Source organism: Limnobacter parvus (assembly GCF_024623725.1).
In the GTDB taxonomy this organism is placed as follows: domain Bacteria; phylum Pseudomonadota; class Gammaproteobacteria; order Burkholderiales; family Burkholderiaceae_B; genus Limnobacter; species Limnobacter parvus.
In genome coordinates, this window is record NZ_JANKHG010000001.1 from 331,217 (window position 1) to 351,730 (window position 20,514).

At 53.7% G+C, this 20,514-nt stretch carries 19 protein-coding genes; 16 read left to right on the forward strand and 3 right to left on the reverse strand.

Features of this window, described 5'->3' with window-relative positions; genetic code table 11:
* The first annotated feature begins 3 nt into the window (after positions 1 to 3).
* Complete coding sequence (locus NSP04_RS01530) at positions 4 to 771, forward strand: DUF3108 domain-containing protein (RefSeq protein WP_257510568.1); 768 nt, start codon at positions 4 to 6, stop codon at positions 769 to 771.
* Here NSP04_RS01530 and NSP04_RS01535 read toward each other — a convergent pair.
* Positions 768 to 1,253: a type II secretion system protein N gene (locus tag NSP04_RS01535; RefSeq protein ID WP_257510569.1), complete on the reverse strand. Its 486-nt coding sequence runs from the start codon at positions 1,251 to 1,253 to the stop codon at positions 768 to 770. The genes NSP04_RS01530 and NSP04_RS01535 overlap by 4 nt on opposite strands.
* Positions 1,254 to 1,588: 335 nt before the next feature.
* Between NSP04_RS01535 and gspG the strand changes: the two genes are divergently transcribed.
* From gspG to NSP04_RS01610, 15 genes are read left to right on the forward strand one after another with little or no spacing between them, the layout of a single operon-like run.
* Positions 1,589 to 2,050 carry a type II secretion system major pseudopilin GspG gene (gene gspG, locus NSP04_RS01540; RefSeq protein WP_257510570.1) on the forward strand — a complete coding sequence of 154 codons (462 nt, stop codon included), beginning with the start codon at positions 1,589 to 1,591 and terminating at the stop codon, positions 2,048 to 2,050.
* Positions 2,022 to 2,531: a prepilin-type N-terminal cleavage/methylation domain-containing protein gene (locus NSP04_RS01545; RefSeq protein WP_257510571.1), complete on the forward strand. Its 510-nt coding sequence runs from the start codon at positions 2,022 to 2,024 to the stop codon at positions 2,529 to 2,531. The genes gspG and NSP04_RS01545 overlap by 29 nt, the downstream gene beginning before the upstream one ends.
* The gene (gene gspI / locus NSP04_RS01550) at positions 2,528 to 2,902 is read left to right on the forward strand and encodes a type II secretion system minor pseudopilin GspI (RefSeq protein ID WP_257510572.1); all 375 of its coding nucleotides are present in this window, start codon (positions 2,528 to 2,530) and stop codon (positions 2,900 to 2,902) included. Before NSP04_RS01545 ends, gspI begins: the two co-directional genes overlap by 4 nt.
* The gene (locus tag NSP04_RS01555; RefSeq protein WP_257510573.1) at positions 2,899 to 3,621 is read left to right on the forward strand and encodes a PulJ/GspJ family protein; all 723 of its coding nucleotides are present in this window, start codon (positions 2,899 to 2,901) and stop codon (positions 3,619 to 3,621) included. Before gspI ends, NSP04_RS01555 begins: the two co-directional genes overlap by 4 nt.
* On the forward strand, positions 3,621 to 4,583 hold the full coding sequence (gspK, locus tag NSP04_RS01560) for a type II secretion system minor pseudopilin GspK (protein ID WP_257510574.1): 963 nt from the start codon (positions 3,621 to 3,623) through the stop codon (positions 4,581 to 4,583). Before NSP04_RS01555 ends, gspK begins: the two co-directional genes overlap by 1 nt.
* Complete coding sequence (gspL, locus tag NSP04_RS01565) at positions 4,584 to 5,837, forward strand: type II secretion system protein GspL (protein WP_257510575.1); 1,254 nt, start codon at positions 4,584 to 4,586, stop codon at positions 5,835 to 5,837.
* The gene (locus NSP04_RS01570) at positions 5,834 to 6,343 is read left to right on the forward strand and encodes a type II secretion system protein M (protein WP_257510576.1); all 510 of its coding nucleotides are present in this window, start codon (positions 5,834 to 5,836) and stop codon (positions 6,341 to 6,343) included. The genes gspL and NSP04_RS01570 overlap by 4 nt, the downstream gene beginning before the upstream one ends.
* Entirely contained in the window at positions 6,340 to 7,071 is a 732-nt protein-coding gene (gene gspN, locus NSP04_RS01575) for a type II secretion system protein N (protein WP_257510577.1), read from the forward strand. The genes NSP04_RS01570 and gspN overlap by 4 nt, the downstream gene beginning before the upstream one ends.
* Before the next feature lie 26 nt (positions 7,072 to 7,097).
* Positions 7,098 to 9,497, forward strand: coding sequence for a type II secretion system secretin GspD (gene gspD / locus NSP04_RS01580; protein WP_257510653.1), 2,400 nt, complete (start codon positions 7,098 to 7,100; stop codon positions 9,495 to 9,497).
* Positions 9,494 to 10,957 (forward strand): type II secretion system ATPase GspE, encoded by a 1,464-nt coding sequence (gene gspE, locus NSP04_RS01585; protein ID WP_257510578.1) that lies wholly within the window; start codon positions 9,494 to 9,496, stop codon positions 10,955 to 10,957. The genes gspD and gspE overlap by 4 nt, the downstream gene beginning before the upstream one ends.
* Positions 10,958 to 10,962: 5 nt before the next feature.
* Positions 10,963 to 12,177, forward strand: coding sequence for a type II secretion system inner membrane protein GspF (gene gspF / locus NSP04_RS01590; protein WP_257510579.1), 1,215 nt, complete (start codon positions 10,963 to 10,965; stop codon positions 12,175 to 12,177).
* Positions 12,174 to 12,917: a response regulator transcription factor gene (locus NSP04_RS01595; protein ID WP_257510580.1), complete on the forward strand. Its 744-nt coding sequence runs from the start codon at positions 12,174 to 12,176 to the stop codon at positions 12,915 to 12,917. The genes gspF and NSP04_RS01595 overlap by 4 nt, the downstream gene beginning before the upstream one ends.
* 11 nt (positions 12,918 to 12,928) lie before the next feature.
* Entirely contained in the window at positions 12,929 to 14,827 is a 1,899-nt protein-coding gene (locus NSP04_RS01600; protein WP_257510581.1) for a sensor histidine kinase, read from the forward strand.
* An 8-nt stretch (positions 14,828 to 14,835) separates the two neighbouring features.
* Positions 14,836 to 15,549 carry a response regulator gene (locus NSP04_RS01605; protein ID WP_257510582.1) on the forward strand — a complete coding sequence of 238 codons (714 nt, stop codon included), beginning with the start codon at positions 14,836 to 14,838 and terminating at the stop codon, positions 15,547 to 15,549.
* A 56-nt stretch (positions 15,550 to 15,605) separates the two neighbouring features.
* Positions 15,606 to 17,474, forward strand: coding sequence for a sensor histidine kinase (locus tag NSP04_RS01610; RefSeq protein ID WP_257510583.1), 1,869 nt, complete (start codon positions 15,606 to 15,608; stop codon positions 17,472 to 17,474).
* Here the strand turns inward: NSP04_RS01610 and NSP04_RS01615 are convergent.
* Together NSP04_RS01615 and NSP04_RS01620 are read right to left on the reverse strand one after the other, a co-directional pair.
* A complete protein-coding gene (locus tag NSP04_RS01615) occupies positions 17,471 to 18,406 on the reverse strand; it encodes a hydroxymethylglutaryl-CoA lyase (RefSeq protein WP_257510654.1) in 936 nt (311 codons plus the stop codon). The two genes, NSP04_RS01610 and NSP04_RS01615, sit on opposite strands and share 4 nt — an antisense overlap.
* Entirely contained in the window at positions 18,406 to 20,451 is a 2,046-nt protein-coding gene (locus tag NSP04_RS01620; protein WP_257510584.1) for an acetyl/propionyl/methylcrotonyl-CoA carboxylase subunit alpha, read from the reverse strand. The genes NSP04_RS01615 and NSP04_RS01620 overlap by 1 nt, the downstream gene beginning before the upstream one ends.
* Positions 20,452 to 20,514 lie beyond the last annotated feature (63 nt).

Here is a 20,514-nt window from a genome sequence, read left to right on the forward strand (position 1 = left end):
CAAATGAATAGCACTATTTTGAAATTTGGACTCGGCTTGACCCTGGCCTTTGTGCAGGCTGGTGCGGGGTGGGCCAATGAGGCCACTTGCCGAGGCATGGGCAAACAGGTGATCGACACCGACCTGCAGTTTTCAGTCACCCACAGCCAAATTCCGGGTGAACTGGCTGTGAGTACCCACAAATTGCGTGTTGCCGGTACGCAGTACAAACTCGAATCGACTTCACAGGCCAAGGGCTTGCTTGCTTTGCTGTATTCAGGCCAACTGACACAAAAAAGTGAAGGTTTACTGGATTCACAAACTGGCCTGACGCCCCTGTATTACGCCGAACAACGGGGAAAAAAACCGGTGGCAGAATCAATGTTGAATGCGGAAACCCAACGCATTCAGTTCAAGCGAAACGGTGAATCAGCGCCCTACGAAAAAGGCCTTCAAGACCGACTTAGCATGGTGTATCAAATTGCTGCACGGCTGCGGTGCAACAGCAACTTAAAAGCTGGCGATACGTTGCCCTTGCGGGTAATGAGCACTGGGCGCCTGAGCAATGAGGTGTTTACGCTGCAAAAAACTGAAGACATCTCGCTGAATCTGGGCAAAGGAGAACGCCGAGTCAGTACGCTAGTGCTTGAAACAACACCGGAAACGTCGGACGATGAGATTGTGCGGATTTGGTATGCGAAAGATTTGAACTGGCAACCCGTGAAAATCCAGATTCAGGACAATGAAGGCAAAACACTGACCCAAACCCTGATTTCAACCGGCAAAAGTTAGCCATTCGCTGGCACTCGACGAAGCAAATTTGGGTCTGCGCCCAAAATGGGTAAATTCACTTGATGACGCTGGCCACTGCGGCGCATTACCGCAAAGGTGGGGCCAACTTCTTCCAGTGTCCAGCCGTTGGCAACCTCTTCGCCCACGCGTTTGGATTGGGCGGGCTGACCTTCAATCGACATAACAGCTGCGCCCTTGCCTTCGCTGTTTGCGAATATACCCACCAAGTTCACTGAAGGTGGAGTGAGTCCACCGGCTGTTTCAACACCCATTAAACGCGCCTCAGGCGACTGGTCAATTTGGTATTTTGTCGAAGCTTGTGCGGGCATGGCGGGTGCCACTTGGGGGGCAGGTGCAAACAACTTGATGACAACCCATACAGCCAGCGCCACTGCAGCAAGCAACAAAAGCATGCGCAGGGTTTGGATAAGCCTGGGTGAAAGGTTTGGAAAGGCGACTGGGCGTTTCAATGCAAGTTTCATGTTTGGTGTTCGGAAATGCGAGATTCTCATCATAACCTGTGCCGTGATGGCCTGCACGGACCTGAGCAAACAAGGTGATTACGCCAAAAAAAACCGGACGTGCCCCACGGGGGTGTCCGGTTCTTAAGCCATGCTTCAAGGGTGTCGGCAGCAATTGCTGCCCACTTTGCCAGTATGGACACACCCGAACCCCCGAGAAAGACCCTGTTTATGTGACAGACCACCGAGTTTTACCGTCATCCAACACACAAGGCGAATGCAGCCTGCTGTCAAATATTCATAAAATGGGTGTAACCTTCGACAAGGATAATTTCGATTTACTAACACGGTTGTTTATGAAAAAGTTTAATTCGCATCAAAGAACATTTCAGGCCAAGCGCTTGAGCAAAGGTTTCACACTAATCGAAATAATGGTGGTGGTCGTAATTCTGGGTATTTTGGCCACGCTGGTTGTTCCCAAAATCATGGGTCGCCCTGATGAAGCGCGTGTAGTGGCTGCAAAACAGGACATCGCTTCTGTTATGCAGGCTTTGAACCTTTACAGGCTGGACAATAGCCGTTACCCCACAACTGAACAGGGCCTGCAAGCCTTGGTGACTCCACCCTCGACCGAACCACAACCACGCAATTACAAGCAAGGTGGCTATTTGTCGCGCTTGCCAGTGGACCCCTGGGGCAGCAATTACCAATTTCTGAGCCCCGGTATCAACGGTGAAGTGGATGTAATGAGCTTTGGCGCTGATGGCAAAGCCGGTGGTGAGGGCGTCAATGCCGACATTGGTTCGTGGAGTCTCTAAGCAGGGATTCACCCTGCTTGAATTGCTGGTGGTGATCGTCGTACTGTCGATCGCCGCTGGACTTATTGTGGTCCGCGGTACACCCGGCGATTCAAACTATCTGGAATCGGATGCCAAAAAACTGGCCCAGTTGCTGCGAATTGCGCAGCAGGAATCGTTGCTTAAATCCAAAGACATTCGATTTATTGCAGGTGAAGAAGGCTACACCTTCGAAGAGTTTACTGGTACCCGCTGGGTGCCTGTGGCCACCGAACCCATGTTGCGCACTCGCCTTTGGGACAATGGCCCCTACAAAGTGACCCTGTTCAACGAAGGTCTCGAAAACAGATTTTTAACCCTTGAAAGTCAAGCCGGGCTGACGCGGCAAGCCATTGTACTTCAACGTAACCAGGTTCAGGTTGTGCTGGAAAGCCAGGCCAGCGGCGTGTTTAAGCTGGGCAAACCCAACACGGTTTTAAGCCAGGCCAGCCGAAACCCATGAAGCAGCAGCGCGGTTTTACTCTGATTGAAGCGCTGGTGGCGATGACCATCATTGCGGTCGCTCTGATTGCCTGCCTGAAAGCAGCTGGCAACTTGAACATTCAGCAAGACGACATGATCAAGCGGCAATACGCACAATGGAGTGCCAACAACGCCGCCAACTTCATTCGGGTGTCCGGTGTGTTTCCAAGTGCACAAATTACGCAGCAGATCTGCCCCCAGGGCAACTTCCGGTTTGTTTGTCTTGTTGAAGTTACCAACACCCCCAACCCCAATTTTCGACGCGTTGAAATTCAGGTGAAAGACGCTTTTGAGGGCGATGCTGGCAACCAACTGGCCCGCTTGGTTATTTTCTTGAGTAGTGCACCATGAGCCCCATGAACACACAGCAGCGCGGATTCACCCTGCTGGAAGTGTTGGTGGCACTGGGCATTGTGGCGGTGATTTCGATATTGTCGTGGCAAGGCCTGGAAGAAGTGCTGCGCTCGGCCAACCGTGTGACAGAAGTCGACGAGCGGGTGCAAACGGTTAGCGCAGTCTTCTCGCAACTCGAAAAAGATTTGGGTGCGCTTGAAATGACGTTGAATGCGCCCACACCTGACGCCGATTTTGTGGAAGTGACGGGCAATGGTTTGTTGCTGCAATTCACTCAACGCAATACCAGTGAGCCGGCTTACCGAGAACGGGTTGAATGGATAATCGAGGGCAGTAATCTACTTCGAATTTCACGCCGTGAACTGAACCCTGATGCGCCTTCAGTCAGTGAGCCCATACCCGCACGTGGCATGCAAATTCGACTATTGCGCGAACCTGGCGGCTGGAGCGGCCCGGTTATTTTCGGAAACCACACGGTGCAAGAACGCAGCGACCTGGAACTGCAAGGCCCAGCACTTCAGTTGAATTCCGGCGGCGGAGCTGCTGCGCCACCGCCGAGTGACGACGACAGCGAAAACCCCGGCAGGGAACCGCCCGAGACACCGACTGGCCAAAATCAAAACGCTCAAACCCTGGTTCGTGCAGTTGAAGTCAGCTTGACTCAAACCAACAACCAAGCGGTGACGCGCGTGTTATTAACAGGTGGGGTGTACTAGTGCAGATACATCCAAAAAACCCAGCAAGCAACACGCAACGCGGCGCGGCAGTGGTCATGGCACTATTTATCGTTGTGCTGTGCACCTTGGCCGTGGCGCCTTTGATCTGGAACCTTTTTGCCACAGCCAAAACCATTTCAGTGGCCGCGGCCCGCGACCAAGCCGATGCGGTAAGCCGAAGCGGGGTGGACTGGGCTCGGGTAATTTTGCGCGAAGACGCGCGAATTTCCACCACCGACACCCTGACTGAGCCGTGGGCAGTGCCTTTGGCTGAAAGCCGCATCAACGAAGGTTTGTTGCGCAAGGAAGAAAATATTTCGGAAGCAGACGATCGCGAAGTGGTGCTGACTGGCCGCATTGAGGATGCACAGGGTCGGTTTAACCTGCGCAATTTGGGCGCGGACAATGCCCGCCAAAGCCAGTGGTTGGCCGCTTTCACCAAATTATGCGATTTGCTCAGCGTGCCAACGGACCAGCGCAATTTGCTGGTTCAAACCCTGGGCACCATGTTTTTGCCCAAACAGGACAATACGGAAGAGCAAGGCAATAGCCCTGACGAACTGCCCATGGTAGCGGCCTTGCGGTGGGAGGAGTTTCGGGGCAAGTACGGAATTACAGAGGAAACATGGAACCAGCTAAGGCCCTATGTGGTGATTTTGCCGGTCGCCAGCGCTTTAAATGCCAACACTGCATCTGCAGAGCTGCTTTATGCGGTAATAGAAGACATGAACTTTGGCGACGCACAACGCCTGCTGGCCCAGCGTGAACGGGTCACTTTCCGCAATGTGGCGGACATTCGGGCAGCATTGAATGCGAACACAACGATAAACAATGATTTAATAACCGTAAGCAGCAATTACTTTCTGGTGGAAGGCACTGCACAGGTTGAGGAGGCGTTGATCCGAACCCGGGCCCTGCTCGAGCGGCGCGATCAGCGTGTGTATGTGATGTGGAGACAATAATTGAACAACAACCAACCCTTGTTGGTGATTTGGTGGCCCAAGGCCCTGGACCAAACTCGCGCAGAAGAAGAAGGCCGCATGCTGAGGGTGCGCTACCAAGTGCAAGCCCGCAGTGGCGACAAGCTGCATGGCGGTGAAGAAGCGCTGAATAAACTGCCCAAGGACCTGCCCTGCCTGGTGTTGGTGAACCCCACCGAGCTTGGGCTTTTTGCGGTGGTGCCACCCAAACTTTCGGGCAACAAACTGAAGGAGGCTTTGCCTTTTTTGGTAGAGCCCTACCTGCTGAATGAACCGGAAGAGAACCATGTCAGCCTGTGGCCCAATTTACCCGGCCACACAGGCGGCGCGAAATTGGCCGCTGTTCTTGGGAAGACTCGAGCCAGAAGCATTGTCAGCACCTGCGCGCAGCAGGGCTTAAAACTGGCGGGCCTAAGCTGCGAAACCCTGCGTGAACGCACGGGAAGTGAAGGCGCAGCCTGGTTAAGCGGTGAAGATTTCATTCTGGTGGATGGCATTGACACGCCATTGCTAACCCCCACAGCCCAGCCCGCCGTATTGAAAGTGATGCTGCAACGCCGCCTGCAACAACTTGGCGCTCCCATCATTCAGCTAAGCGCCAACGACCACGACTGGCTTGCACAGCAAGTCGACGGCGCAATGGGCGAGAACAAAATACAAAGCAGCACCCATGCACCCATTGAACCCCTGCCGCGACTGTTGAACAAAAGCCTGCTGGGCGCAGATGAATTGCGGAAGATGGGCATGCGGCCCATGGCCAGCCAAGGGGGCTACGGCAAGCTACTCACCCCGGCGTTGGTGTTGGTGGCAGTGGCTGTGTTGGGTTTGAATGCCTTGGCATTTAAGGCGAACCGCGCCAACGCCGCGATTGAAGCGCAAATCGCAGAAAGCTACGCACAAGCGCTGCCCACCACGCCCATGGTGGCCGACCCATTGCTGTTGATTGAGCGTGAGAAACGCAACCTGAACGCCGGGTTGGACACCAGCAATGCCCAAGGCCTGAGCGCCCTGCTTCACGAAGTAGGGCTGGCCATGGAACAGGCGCCTTTCAATAGCATGGTTGATTTTGCATGGGCAGAAAACACACTGAGCGTGCGCTTCAATGCCAATGTAACCGAAGACCAGCAAGGCGAGGCTCTGCAGAAACTGAAAGCCCGAAGACTGGATGCCAAATGGTTGATTGGGGCGCAATCGAACTTGCCAGTGCTTCAACTCAAAAAAGGAGCAACACCATGAAGCTGAACCTGATGTTGAACAAGGTTCAAGCCCAAATGGACCAACTGAACACACGCGAACGCAAACTGGTGACCTATGGCGGTGCGTTGGCGGCGGTGTTGATTACCTGGTTTGTATTAATTGAACCTGCGATGTTGACGGTGCAGCAAGCCCCGGCAACACAAGCCGCACTGTTAGACAAAGCCGCACAAGTGATGCGTGCAGCGCAAGACCTGGAAGCTCTGCGCGGTGCACGTTCCCGCGTGGTGGTGCCGGAAAGCGATTTGCAATTACGCTTGCAGCAATTGCTTGAAGAACAGGGGATTGCCGAGCAGGGGGTGTTGGTGCGCACTGAGGAAGGCGACATACGGATTGAATTTACAGACGTGTCGGCCAGCGGCTTTCTAGCGTGGCTGGCCCGCGCTGAATCCATTTCAAGCTTAAGCCTGAATATGGCGGAAGTTGAAAAGAAAGAAGCTGGCATTCTGAACGGTTATGTGACCTTGCTGCCGGGTCCGGCAAAATGAAATGGATTCGTAGAATTTGGCCTTTTGCATTGATCGCTCTGACTGTGTTGGTGTGGAATTACCCCGTGTATGCAGTCTCTGGCCGAATTGAAGCGGCCAGTGGCGGCAAAGTTCAGGTGTTAAGCAGTAGTGGATCGATTTGGTCGGGCAGAATGCAGTTGGGCTTGTTCGATGGTTCGCGGGTGTATGCCATTCCAGAGCAATTGCAGTGGCAGTTGCAGCTGGGGCAAAACAACAACTGGATTGGGATTGCGGTAGAACACCCAAAATTGGTGGCGCCGCTGCATCTGGGAATCGCTGGCGCAGGTATTAATGTATCCGAAGGTGAACTTCGAATGCCCGCGTCATGGTTGGGTGCAATGGGTGCACCATTTAATACCATTCGACCCGAGGGCCTGTTGCAGTTAAGCTGGGCTGAATGGCAAAGCGGGAGTTCGCTAACGGGCACCCTCAAGTGGCTGGATGCGCAATCGGCACTGGCCAGTATTCGACCACTTGGGGAATATGTCATCAGCGTGACAGGAAACCCTGATACAAGAATAGACATGACACTGGCCACCAACAAAGGTCCCTTGATGCTTGAAGGAAATGGTCAGTGGACAAACGGACAACGATTTGTATTCAATGGGTATGCCAGTGCACAGGAGCGCAGCAAAGAAGCGTTGACTGGGCTGCTCAGCCAGATGGGAAGACTTGAGGGTGATCGTTATCGCCTGGGTGTATTTTGATGAAAGAAACAAAAAGAAAAGGAACAGTGAGCTTGAACACTGCATACAAGGGACAATTAAAGCGCTCGCTTTTAAGCTTGACCGTTGCATCCATGGGACTGGGCTTGGGCTTTGCTGGCCATGCACAAAACCTGAACCCACAGGGTGGACAAAACTTTCAAAACAGTCAGGAAGACCGGTTTGCCCTGAATTTTGTGAATGCTGAAATTGATGCCGTGGTGCGTGCCATTGGTTCATTCACCAATCAAACCTTCGTGGTGGACCCCCGAGTGCGTGGCACAATTTCATTGGTGTCGCCCGAGCCATTGAGTGCCCGCGATGCAAAGAACGCCTTGCTGGCTGCATTGCGTCTGCAGGGTTTCACCATTGTTGAAAGTGGCGGTGTGGCACGGGTTCTGCCGGAAAACGATGCAAAAGTACAGGCGGACAGCGTAGACCCACGCCGTGCGATGAACCAGAGCGGCAATGCAATTGTGACCCAAGTGTTTCAGCTGAACTATGAATCAGCCACGGCGCTGGTACCCGTGCTGCGCCCGCTGATTGCGCCCAACAACACGATTGCGGCCTACCCCAACAACAATACACTGGTGATTACTGACTACGCAGACAACTTGCAACGCATTGCACGGATCATTGCAAGCATTGATGGTCCCTATTCTGGCGACCTGGAAGTGGTGCCCTTGGAACATGCACTGGCGGTTGACTTGGCTGCTATTTTGGGCCGCATGCTGGATGAAGGCAACCGGGGAACGGGTGCCGCTGTGGATGCCGGCCAACGGCTTTCAGTGATGGCTGACCCCCGCACAAACTCTCTGCTGCTGCGCACGCCCAGCAAAGCACGCTTGAACCTGGCCAAGGCCTTGATTGTAAAGCTGGACCAGCCCACCAAGCAACCTGGCAATGTGTGGGTTGTGTACCTGAAAAACGCCGAAGCAGCCAAGCTTGCGAAAACCCTGCAGGCGGTGCTCAGCAGCAGCCCGATTTCAGACAATGCCAGCTCCGGATTAAGTTCAATGTCTGGCGGCGTGGGTGGCCTTGGCGACACCAGCAACAGCAACAACAGCACTAGAAATGTAACCAACGGCAGCCCTGGCTTGGGCGGTTCTGGCAGCTTGGGTTCGTCGTTGGGTGGTGGTACGTCCAGCGGTCAACTTAGCGCGGCGTCTGGCAATATTGATGTCAGCAATGGTGGCATTGTCCAGGCTGATCCGTCCACCAACTCACTGATTATTACTGCGCCTGAACCGATTTACCGCAATCTTCGATCAATCATCGAGAAGCTCGATGTGCGCCGTGCGCAAGTGTTTGTCGAGTCCTTGATCGTGGAAGTGTCGACCGACAAAGCAGCGGAATTCGGCATTCAGTTTCAGGGTTTGTCGGGTGTGGGCGCAGATGGCGTTCGCGTGATTGGCGGTACCAACTTCAATGCCCCCGGCTCTGGGAGCAATATTCTGGGTGCAGCCACCAACCTGGGTTCAGTGGGCCGTGGCTTGAACATCGGTGTGATCGACGGGCAGGTGAACATTCCCGGCATTGGCACCATTTCCAATTTGGGCTTTTTGGCCCGCGCGCTGGAAAGCAAGGCAGACGCGAACATTCTTTCCACACCAAACATTCTGACTTTGGACAATGAAGAAGCCAAAATCGTAATTGGTCAGAACGTGCCTTTTATTACCGGTCAGTTCACCAACAGCGGCGGCAATGGTGCCACTGTGAACCCCTTCCAAACCATTGAGCGCCAGGACGTGGGTTTGACGTTGCGTGTGAAGCCCCAGGTTTCAGAAGGTGGCATTGTGAAGCTGGGTATTTTTCAGGAAGTAAGTTCGGTGGTGGACAGCACCAACGTGTCAGGCATCATTACCAACAAGCGATCAATAGAAAGCAATGTGCTGGTTGAAAGCGGCAACATCATTGTGCTGGGTGGTTTGGTCGAAGACCGCGTAACCGGCAATGAAGAAAAAGTACCCGGCCTTGGCGACGTACCGGTGTTGGGACAATTTTTCCGCTACGACAACCGCCGCCGCCAGAAAACCAACCTGATGGTGTTTTTGCGCCCCGTGGTGGTTCGCAATGAGGACCAGGCGCAAGGCATTGTGACCAATCGTTACGACTACATGCGCCAGCAACAACAGCAAAACCAGCCTGAACGCCGCTTTGGGTTACCAAACATGGAAGCCCCAATTTTGCCGTCACGCCGACCAGCGGATTCAGCAGCCCCCGCTTCCAACACAGCGCCCACGACAGCCGATGATTCAATCAACCTGACACCAAGCAGCCGTATTCTGGTGATTCCGCGTGCCGGGCAGCCTAGCAACTCCACTACAGGCCCCAATGTGGGTCCAAATGGCGGGCGAATTATTCGCGGTGGCAGCAGCAACGCGGATTCAAATCTGGGGACGGACGCTAGCGGGGGAAACCGGCCTTGAGTGAGTTGCGTTTCAACCCGCAAACTGTGGGCCGCTTGCACTACGGTTTTGCGCGCCAAAACCAGGTGCTTTGCTTGGATGCACACAACGAGCAGTGGCGCCTTGCGTTCAGCCCCCGCACACCTAGCCATGCGCTGATTGAGGCCCAACGGGTGGCGCCCTGCCCCATTGACTGGGTGTTTTGTGAAGACGCTGTGGTGTTGGAAAAAACCATTAACCAAGCGTATTCGAACCAGGAAACCAGCGCAGCCGCTGTGGCCGATGAAGTGGCCGGCGACCTGGACCTGGACCAGTTGATGCAGGACATTCCCGCAGTTGAAGACCTGCTGGAAACCGAAGACGACGCGCCAATTATTCGTATGATCAACGCCCTGCTAACCCAGGCCAGCCGCGACGGTGCTTCAGACATTCACATTGAAGCCTTCGAGACCCATTCCGCCGTGCGCTTTCGCGTGGATGGCACGCTGCGCGATGTGTTGCAACCGCGCCGGGAACTTCACTCCGCATTGATTTCCCGGATCAAGATTATGGCCAGCCTGGACATTGCAGAAAAACGTTTGCCACAAGATGGCCGCATTACCCTGCGCATTGGCGGCAAGCCCATGGATGTGCGTGTTTCAACACTGCCCACCGGCCATGGTGAACGCGCTGTGCTGCGTTTGCTCGACAAGGAAGCCGGCCGGCTGGAACTGAGCCGCCTGGGCATGCCTGAGCACACCCTGAAAGAAATGGACCGCCTGTGCAACATGCCGCACGGCATTATTCTGGTCACCGGCCCCACTGGTTCGGGTAAAACCACTACGTTGTATGCGGCGTTGTCGCGCATTGATTCCTCGACCACCAACGTGATGACGGTGGAAGACCCTGTGGAATACGACTTGCCCGGCATTAGCCAAACCCCGGTGAATGCGAAAATCGACATGACCTTTGCCAAGGCCTTGCGTGCCATTTTGCGGCAAGACCCGGACGTGATCATGATTGGTGAAATCCGTGACCTGGAAACCGCACAAATTGCGGTGCAAGCTTCGCTTACCGGCCACTTGGTGCTTGCCACCCTGCACACCAACGATTCGGTAAGTGCAGTAACGCGATTGGTTGACATGGGCGTCGAGCCGTTTTTGTTGTCATCCAGCCTGCTGGGTGTATTGGCCCAGCGCCTGGTGCGCCGCTTGTGCCCGAATTGTAAAACCAGCACGCTGGACGAACAAGGCCACACGCACTGGCATGCCAAAGGCTGCGACCAGTGCAGCCACACCGGCTACATCGGGCGAACCGGCGTGTATGAATTGTTCACCGTGGACGATGAACTTCGCGCCATGGTTCACAACGAAAATTCTGAATCTGAAATGCGCCAACGCGCTCAGGCCAAGGGCATGAAGAATATGCGCGAAGACGGTCAGCGCTGGGTTGCAAGTGGAACCACCACGCTTGAAGAATTGCTGCGCGTGACTCGAGACTGAACACCATGGCCGTTTTTCGATACGAAGCGCTTAGCGCGCAAGGCAAAACAGTCAAAGGCTCGATGGAAGCCGATTCGCCCCGCTCGGCACGCAACCAGATGCGCATGCAAGGCATGACCCCCATTGAAGTGGTGGAAGTGGGCAGCACGAAGATGACTGGCAAAAAAGCCGGACGTTTTGACCGTGAACTCAGCAATCGCGAGGTGGTGCTGCTAACCCGGCAATTGGCCAGCCTGCTACAGGCGCGCCTTGCATTGGCACAAGCCCTTGCCGCTTTGGTGGAACAGGCCGAAAAACCCCTGATCCGCGAACGCATCAACAGCATTCGTTCTGAAGTGGTTTCAGGCACACCGCTAAGCCAGGCGCTTGCCCAATACCCAAAAGCCTTCCCTGAGATGTACGTGGCCACTGTGGCCGCTGGTGAAAATACCGGCGATTTGGGCGGTGTGCTTTCTAAACTGGCAGATGCGCTGGAAGCCCGCCAGGCCCTGCAACAAAAGGTAAGCGCCGCATTTATTTACCCTGCGATTGTGACTGTTGTGGCATTGATGGTAGTCGTGGGCCTGTTGACTTATGTGGTGCCCCAGGTGGTGTCGGTGTTTGAAAACAGCAATCAGGATTTGCCCACCATCACGGTGGTGATGATTGCACTTTCCGACCTGCTGCGCAGTTGGGGTTGGTTAATGGCCCTTGTTGTTGCACTTGCGGTTTACCTGTTTCGCAATGCCTTGAAGAACAAAACCTTTAAGCTGAAGTTTGATGAGGGAATTCTGACCGTGCCAGTGGTTGGTCCCTTCATTCGTGCGGTGAACACAGCCCGTTTGGCATCGACATTGTCTATTCTGGTGGGTAGTGGCGTGCCCATCTTGAAAGCGCTGGCCGCAGCAAACCGCACTTTGGGCAACAGTGCCCTGCAACTTGCCATGGTCGATGTACAAGAACGTGTGAAAGAAGGCAGCGGCCTGAGCAAGGCCATGGGCAAAAGTGGCTTGTTTCCGCCTGTGCTGACCCATCTGGTCGCAAGTGGAGAAGCCACTGGCCAATTGGCCGCCATGCTGGAACGTGCATCGGAAAGCCAGCGCACCGAGGTGGAACGCAAAGCAATGTGGCTGACCAGCCTGATGGAGCCCATCCTGATTTTGGTAATGGGTCTGATTGTTTTACTGATTGTATTGGCAGTAATGATGCCGATTATTGAAGTCAACCAACTGATCCAATGAACACGCTGAACCTCAAAGAAACTGGGCAAAGTGAAATCCGCGTACTGCTGGTGGACGACGACGCTCAAATTCAGCAAGCCCTGCGAACCGCGATTGAGTCCCATCCAGAATTAAGGCTGCTGGGGCAAGCGTACACCTTGCGCGAAGGCATGGCCGCGGCGCAACAACTGCTGCCCGACGTGGTGTTGGTCGACTTGGGCCTGCCGGACGGCAGTGGACTCCAACTAATTGAATACATTCAACAGCACCTGCCCGATTGTGAAAGCATGGTGTTGACCGTGTTTGGCGACGAGTCGCATGTGATGTCAAGCATCGAAGCAGGTGCCACGGGCTATTTGACCAAAGACACACGCACCAGCGACATTCTTGATCGGCTAAAACAACTGCGCGCGGGTGGCTCACCCATTAGCCCGGTGATTGCGCGTCGGTTGCTGAACAGGTTTAGAAATTCAAGCAATTCCGGTTCTCAAGAATCACCAGTTGAATCACTGCCTGGTGCGCTTCCAGCAAGTCGATCCGCCGAGGGGCCGTTCACCCCGCTTTCCGAGCGGGAACAACAGGTACTGGAAATGGTTGCCAAAGGCTTCATGCAAGCGGAAATTGCAGACATTCTGGGTGTGTCCATTAACACGGTGAGCACCTACATCAAACGGATATACAAGAAGCTGGCAGTAAACTCCCGAACCAGCGCCGTTCACCGTGCCAATTCGCTGGGTTTGATCAATCTCAAAGACTGCTAGAGCAGCGCCACATGGCCTACGCGGAGAACCCAACCACGCCCAGCTGGGCAAGCCGCCTCGGTATTTTCTACACCCTGGCCGTCTTTATCGCTCTGCTTTGCTGCAGTTTGGTGTATTCGCAGATAGCAAAAACCACACCCAACGACCCCAATGCGCTGGAAGTAACCCAGGCCAGGTTCACTGCGCATGCCGGTTATCAGACCAACCCACCCCAGCAGCTTCAAACGGCAGCAACCGTGGAACTACCACACCGGATAGACGACAGGCTTCGAGGGCCTGGCGGATTCTACTGGTACCAGTTTGACTTCACTGCGCAACCCGGTACAGGTGTTGAAGCGCTTTACATTCCCCGATTCGCGATGAATGCCGAGGTGTACCTGAACGGCGAGCGACTCGCCTACTTCGGCCCCATGACCGGACAATTTGCCGAGCGCAACTGGAACAGGCCACAAATGGTGCAGTTGGGCCCCACGCAATTGCAGCCCGGCAGCAACACCATTTCAATGCAGGTGCGCGCATTTCCAGATTACCTGGCTGGGCTTTCAACGGTTTGGCTTGGATCAAACGAAAATCTGCGCGAAGCTTACCGGGCGCGCTATGAAGTGCAAGTAACCACGGTTTACCTGAGTACCGCATTTGTATTGGGTGCAGGCATAGTGTTGGCCATCTTGATTGTTCTAGGCAAATCCCGCAACAGCATGCTGGTGCTGTTGGGCGTCACCTGTGTTTTGTGGGGGGTGCGAAACCTGGCATTCTTGACCACAACGCCACCGGTGGAACATGGCGCTTGGATTCAGATCACCCAGGGGGGCTTGCTGGTGTTTGCTAGTTTGATTGCCTTGCTTGGCCTGCTGTACTGCAAAGTGCCCAAACGCCGACTGGAATGGAAAATATGGCTTGCCTACACCCTAAGTTTTCCGGTTTTTATTCTGATCAATGAAAACTGGGCCTTGCGACTAGTGGGTTACTACGGCATTGTGGGTTTAACCATGTATTCCTGGCTGGTCATTTTAATGATTAGAATGGGCAACGCCACACAATCATTGTCGCCCCATGCCTTCGGATTTGGACTGCTGTGCTACACCCTGCTAAGTGTTTCAGATTTGCTTTACCTGGCAGGCATACTGCCATTCGACGGCTACTTTTTAAACCAGTACATGGGTATCGTCATGTTTCTGGCCATGAGCTATTTTCTGATTGAACGATACAGCACCATGCTGTCGGATTCGGATCGCTTCAATGAAACACTTCAAGCCAGCTTGGCTGCGCGCGAAGCTGAGTTGGCTGACCAGTACAAAAAACTCCAAAAAATTGATGAAGAAAAAGTAAAAATGACTGAGCGCCAGCGTTTAATGGCCGACATGCACGATGGCATTGGCGCACACTTGGTGGCGGCCATACACCACCTGCAATCATCCAACTTTAATCGCAAGAACACCTTGAACCTGCTTGAATCAGGTTTGCGCGATCTGCAATTAACGATCGATTCGCTGGAGCCGATTGAACAGGACCTGACCACCCTGCTGGGCGCATTCCGTTACAGAATCGCGGACACCATGCGCAGTGCGGGTATTCGTCTGCATTGGGTTATTGATGACAACATTCCAGCCATTCCTTATCTGGATGCCCGAAATTGCCTGCATGTGCTTCGAATTGTTCAAGAAGTTTTTACCAATGTTTTAAAACACGCCAACGCCACTGAAATCAGCCTTCAAGTAACAAGGGGACCAAAATATGTGGGTGTGCAGATTAATGACAACGGCGTAGGATTTGTGCTGGAGAGATGCCAGCACGGAAGAGGCCTTAAAAACCTGGCCCAGCGTGCTGAAGCACTGGGAGGCAGTATCGACATGAGCACCGAAGTGGGCCATGGCACTCGATTTCTGCTCAAATTACCTTTGGATGAATAGCACAACACATGAATGCGCGGGATCCAGATCAAGTTGAGTCAAACACCATCGGCGTGATCTTGGTCGAGGATGAGCCCGCCACCCAAGACCACTTGGTTCACGTCATTGAATCGTCGCCTCATTTGAAACTACTTGGTGTGGCCAACACAGTTCAAGACGCTTACGCCCTGCTGTTCATGACCAACCCCCATGTGGCACTGATTGACCTTGGACTACCCGATTCTTCAGGCATTGAAATCATTCAGTGGCTGAGCAAAAACAAACCCGACACCGAGTGCTTGGTCATTACCGCATTTGGCGATGAAGACCATGTGGTGCGCAGCCTTGAAGCAGGTGCAAGTGGTTATTTGCTGAAGGACTACTCCAACAGCGAATTGATTGAGCACATTATTGAAGTGTTCAATGGGGGCTCACCAATCAGCCCCTTGATCGCCAGGCAGCTGCTTTTTAAGATTCAAAGTGCGCGCAGCAGTCAACTCAGACATTCCCAAATCAAAGCCACACTGAACGATTCACAAAAGGCGAGTTGTATTACTGACCGGGAACTGGCGGTTATTCAGCAAGTTGCGCGCGGGTTCACCGCGCATGAAATAGCAGACCAAATGGGAATATCAACCCACACGGTGGCAACTCACGTGAAACGGATTTACAAGAAGCTTCATGTACACAGCCGATCCGAGGCAGTGTACGAAGCTAGCCTACTGGGGCTGCTTGAACTTTGAAAACAGGCCAACAAGCCCTTGAACCCAGGTTCGCTCTTCAATTTTCCTCGCTCTTCGTGCTCACACTGCTTGCCGCACTGTGGGGTACTTTTAAAGCACCATTGCATGTCCAAGGCAATCAATTTGCGCATCAACAAGCCTACCTGTTAAGTCAGGCAAGCGTTGTTTTTTCCAACGACCCAAGTTTGACACCCGACAAGGTGGTTCAACTCGCCGGCAAGAAAACTGTGATGTTGCCCGATTCCTGGGACACTACGCAGCCCGATTTTGAAGGCCAGGGCTGGTATCAAATTGACTTTGTGCTTGACCCGGGCAAGCCAAAACCGGACACAGTGTTTTTGCCCCGGGCGATCATGAATGCGCACGCCCACTTGAATGGCCAATGGATCGGCGGGCAAGGAACCCTGGAAGGCAATCTTACTCGGCACTGGAACCACCCTTACCTGTTCCAATTTTCGCCCGAACTTTTAAACAGTGGCAACAACACCCTGATGATACAAGTTGCCGGCTACAAGAACTACCGCAGCGGCATGGGCCGGGTGTGGCTTGGGCCAGGTCACCTGATGGTGCCTTTGTATGAGTCGTCTTATCGGTGGCAAGTCACGGGGTCAATGTTGGCCACTTTGGTGGCCCTTGCCAGTGGCTTGCTTTTGCTGTTGTTTGCGAAAGTGTTTCGTGAACAAGAAGGGTTTGTTTTTCTGGGCCTTGCAGTGATTGTATTTGCCGTGCGCAACATCGGTTACTTCCTGGACTGGATTCCACTTCCGCACGCACAATGGGGCCAGTTGGTGCATAGCCTTCACGCCTGGTTTGCTGCGCTCTACCTGATTTTCCTTATTCAGTACATGTCACTTGAATGGACGTGGATTCGGCGCGCCTTGTGGGCCTATGCAATTTCAGTTTCTGTATTGACATTGGCTGCGAGTGGTCAGGAAATACTGCAGTTCACTTTTTGGCTTCTGCTGCCCATCATTCCGATGGTGTTCCTGCTCAATATTCTGTTGCTAACCTACTCCTGGCGAAACCGAAGCTTCGAAGGCGCAATTTTGGCCTGCAGTTCGCTGCTTTTTGCACTGCTCAGCATTCGCGACCTGAGCATCATGCTGGATATGCTGCCGCTTGAATCAATTTTGTTGTCGCAGTACACAGGGATCATGCTGTTTGTTTCCGCGTGCTGGATTATCTATCAGCGCTATCGGGATTTGTTGAAGGACCTGGAAGTATCCAATGAATCGCTGAACTCCGAGTTGGTGATACGGGAAGAACAACTGTTCAGGCAATTCAATTTGCTGCGCAAGGTAGAGCAGCAGCGCGCCAAAGACGACGAACGCAGGCGAATAATGCAGGACATCCATGACGGCGTAGGTTCCAGCCTGGTATCGGCTTTAAATTTGAGTGAAATACGCCCACTGAGTCAGGACGAAATGCGCGAGGTGCTGCAAGAATGTCTTGATGACCTGCGCATGGCAATCGACTCGCTTGATCCGCAGAGCGATGATTTACTGGCGCTGTTGGGCAACTTCCGCTGGCGGTATGAACGCCGTTTGAAAGCCACCGGCGTGAACCTGGTATGGACCGTTGGCGATGTGCCTAAGCTTGAGGGTTACAGCTCCCGCGATCTGTTTGATTTACTTCGAATTGTTCAGGAAATTTTTGCCAACAGCCTGAAACATGCCCAAGCGTCGAAAATAGAATTAAGTGTTCGCTGGGATGAAGTCAACGACAAAGTGCTGCTAAATATAAGTGACAACGGCGTGGGCATGCCCAAAAATACGCTGGGTCGTGGCCGAGGTTTGGCCCACATGCAAATGCGGGCAAAAGCGATTTGCATTGAACTTTACACCGGACAAAACATGCATGAAAAACAAGGCGTCGCAGTGTTCATGGCCATACCAAAAACCAGACAAAGGCAATCCTCAGCTTAAGGCGCAGATTCTGCATTCAACTTGTTCCACACTGCACGCCCGGCGCGGCTGATGTAAGGCTTGCCAACGCTGCCGGAAATCCATGCTCCGGTTTGAACCAGGCGATTCAAGTTCAAACCCGTTTCGATACCCATGCCGTGCAGCATGTACACCACGTCTTCAGTGGCAACATTGCCGGTTGCGCCCTTGGCGTAGGGGCAACCGCCCAGCCCAGCGATCGAACTGTGAAAGGTAGCCACACCCAATTGCAATGCGGCCAGAATATTGGCCAATGCCTGCCCATAGGTGTCATGAAAATGCCCCGCCACAGCATGAATGCCAACACGCTGACCCACCGCCTCGAACACCTGACTAACTCGCCCAGCGGTACCTACACCGATGGTGTCAGCCACATCGAATTCTTGTACACCAATGTCTTGCAAGCGCAGCGCCACTTCGGCCGCATTTTGGGTGGGTACATCGCCTTGATAAGGGCAACCCAAGGCGCACGAAATGGAACCGCGCAAGTGAATGCCGTGGGTCCGTGCCAATTCAGCCACGGGCTTGAATCGTTCTATGCTTTCAGCAATCGTGCAGTTGATATTTTTCTGAGTGAAAGCTTCAGAGGCAGCCGTAAACACCACTGCTTCCTGCACACCGGCCTCTATGGCCGCTTCCATGCCCTTCAAATTCGGTACCAAAGCAGAATAAGAAACCTTGCGTGCTTTCAATGCATGCATGGCATTCAAACCGGCCAGTACATCCACACCATCGGCCATTTGTGGCACCCACTTTGGCGACACGAATGCAGCAGCTTCAAGGCGTTGAACACCCGCTTCAATTAACTGCTTGCACAGGTCAATTTTGATGGCTGTGGCAATCGGCGTTTTTTCGTTTTGTAAGCCGTCGCGTGGGCCAACTTCGACCAAGGTAACTTTTGAGGGTACTGTGATCATGCTGCCTTTGAATCTTCTGAAAAATGAATGAGTTCGGTGCCCTCAGTCACCTGATCGCCCACCGGGTGGGGAATGGCCTGCACCACGCCATCGCAGGGCGAATTCAGGGTGTGTTCCATCTTCATGGCTTCCAGCCCAATCAGTGGCTGGCCTTTCTTCACTGTGTCGCCCACGTTTACAAATACGGCAAACACTTTGCCCGGCATGGGGGCGGCCACACCATTGGCATCATGGCCTTGGTCTACGCGAATGTGCGCCGGGTTTTGCCATTGCAGGCTGCATTGTTCAGCACCCACATGAAGACTGAGCTGATCGCCATGCCAAATCAGATCAAAGGCGCTACCCGCATGCGGACCGTTACAGACTTGACCAGTCAATCGGGGCAGTTTTTGAGTGGCGTTGACCGGATCAAGTTGACAGCTTAGTGCAAACTCTCGGCACTGAATGATGGCCGTGTGGCCTTGAACTTGCACATGGCTGTGGGTTGCGAAACTGCGTTCACGTTCATGCCAGCGGTCTTCCCGCAGTGGCGGGGCGCTGGAATAAAAGCCATCGAGCGTGGCCAGTGGGTCGGTGATATTTTTCGATGTTGCCTGATTGTGCAAAGCCCAGCGTGCAAGGCCAGCCAAGGCAGCTTGGGTCTGAATATCGATGCTGGTTTCCGGATTCATTTTCATTCTGTCGATCAGCCCCGTGTCGTATCCACCCGCAGCGAATTCCGGGTGCAAACACAAACTGCGCAGCCAGGCCAGGTTGTTCTTCACACCCACACAGCGCAGCTGCGCCAAGGCATCTGCCAGCTTTTGCAAAGCCGCGGCACGGGTGGGTGCCCAGGTGATAAGTTTACCCACCATGGGGTCGTAATACGGCGACACAGCCAACCCCGAACGCATGGAAGAATCCAGGCGAATTCCTGCAGTTCGGCCCGCATGCGTGCCAGTGCGAAACTCGATCACCTCAGGTGCTTCCCACAATTCCACCGTGCCAATGGCAGGCAGAAATCCCTGGTCCGGGTTTTCAGCATACAGGCGAGCCTCGAATGCGTGACCATCAATGTGGATGGTTTCCTGTGTGGCTGGCAACGGCAGGCCGGCTGCAATTTCAATTTGCCATTGCACCAAATCAAACCCGGTGATCATTTCTGTGACAGGGTGTTCCACTTGCAGGCGGGTGTTCATTTCCATGAAATAAAACTCACCACGCGCATCCAGCAAAAATTCGACTGTGCCCGCACCCACATAATTTACTGCCTTGGCCACCTGCACTGCAGTGCGGCCGAATGCTTCGCGTTGTCGTTCCGTCAATCCGAATGCAGGTGCTTCTTCGATCACTTTTTGGTGGCGGCGCTGGGCAGAACAATCGCGTTCAAACAAATGCACCACATTGCCATGCGTATCGGCAAACACCTGCACTTCCACATGGCGAGGTTTGATAATTTGCTTTTCAAGCATCACAGTGGCATCGCCAAATGCGTTTTTCGCTTCACGCTGGCAGCTTTCCAATGCGGCCTGCAATTCGCCAGCGCTGTTGACGATTCGAATTCCCTTGCCACCGCCACCAGCCACCGCTTTGATCATGAGCGGAAAACCAATTCGCTCCGCCTCAGCTTGCAGCGTGTTCAACGATTGATCAGCCCCAAAATACCCAGGAATCAGCGGCACGCCAGCAGGCTGCACACAGGCTTTGGCTTCGCTTTTGCTGCCCATGGTGCGAATCGCTTCTACGCCGGGGCCAATGAAGGTGATTTGCGCATCGGCACAGGCTTGCGCGAAGGCTGCGTTTTCAGACAAAAAACCATAACCAGGGTGTATGGCTTGTGCACCGGTTTGCTGGGCCGCTGCAATTACTTTTTCAATATTCAGGTAGCTTTGTGCCGCTTCCGGTTCACCCAGACAGATAGCTTCGTTGCATTCCTGAACATGCAGTGCCATGGCATCGGCCGTGGAGTATACGGCCACAGTTTGAATGCCCATGGCCTGCGCAGTGCGGTTAATTCGGCGGGCAATTTCGCCACGATTGGCGATGAGCAAGATTTGAAACATTTGGTGAGCCCAAGCGAACAATTAGCAAAGGCTTTAGTATAAACGGCCTTGATCCACCAAACG

What these genes read in the sequence shown, in the direction of transcription:
- NSP04_RS01530 (WP_257510568.1), top strand. Translation starts at nt 4, where the DNA reads ATGAATAGCACTATTTTGAAATTTGGACTCGGCTTGACCCTGGCCTTT.
- NSP04_RS01535 (WP_257510569.1), bottom strand. Translation starts at nt 1,253, where the DNA reads ATGAAACTTGCATTGAAACGCCCAGTCGCCTTTCCAAACCTTTCACCC.
- gspG (WP_257510570.1), top strand. Translation starts at nt 1,589, where the DNA reads ATGAAAAAGTTTAATTCGCATCAAAGAACATTTCAGGCCAAGCGCTTG.
- NSP04_RS01545 (WP_257510571.1), top strand. Translation starts at nt 2,022, where the DNA reads ATGCCGACATTGGTTCGTGGAGTCTCTAAGCAGGGATTCACCCTGCTT.
- gspI (WP_257510572.1), top strand. Translation starts at nt 2,528, where the DNA reads ATGAAGCAGCAGCGCGGTTTTACTCTGATTGAAGCGCTGGTGGCGATG.
- NSP04_RS01555 (WP_257510573.1), top strand. Translation starts at nt 2,899, where the DNA reads ATGAGCCCCATGAACACACAGCAGCGCGGATTCACCCTGCTGGAAGTG.
- NSP04_RS01570 (WP_257510576.1), top strand. Translation starts at nt 5,834, where the DNA reads ATGAAGCTGAACCTGATGTTGAACAAGGTTCAAGCCCAAATGGACCAA.
- gspN (WP_257510577.1), top strand. Translation starts at nt 6,340, where the DNA reads ATGAAATGGATTCGTAGAATTTGGCCTTTTGCATTGATCGCTCTGACT.
- gspF (WP_257510579.1), top strand. Translation starts at nt 10,963, where the DNA reads ATGGCCGTTTTTCGATACGAAGCGCTTAGCGCGCAAGGCAAAACAGTC.
- NSP04_RS01595 (WP_257510580.1), top strand. Translation starts at nt 12,174, where the DNA reads ATGAACACGCTGAACCTCAAAGAAACTGGGCAAAGTGAAATCCGCGTA.
- NSP04_RS01600 (WP_257510581.1), top strand. Translation starts at nt 12,929, where the DNA reads ATGGCCTACGCGGAGAACCCAACCACGCCCAGCTGGGCAAGCCGCCTC.
- NSP04_RS01605 (WP_257510582.1), top strand. Translation starts at nt 14,836, where the DNA reads ATGAATGCGCGGGATCCAGATCAAGTTGAGTCAAACACCATCGGCGTG.
- NSP04_RS01620 (WP_257510584.1), bottom strand. Translation starts at nt 20,451, where the DNA reads ATGTTTCAAATCTTGCTCATCGCCAATCGTGGCGAAATTGCCCGCCGA.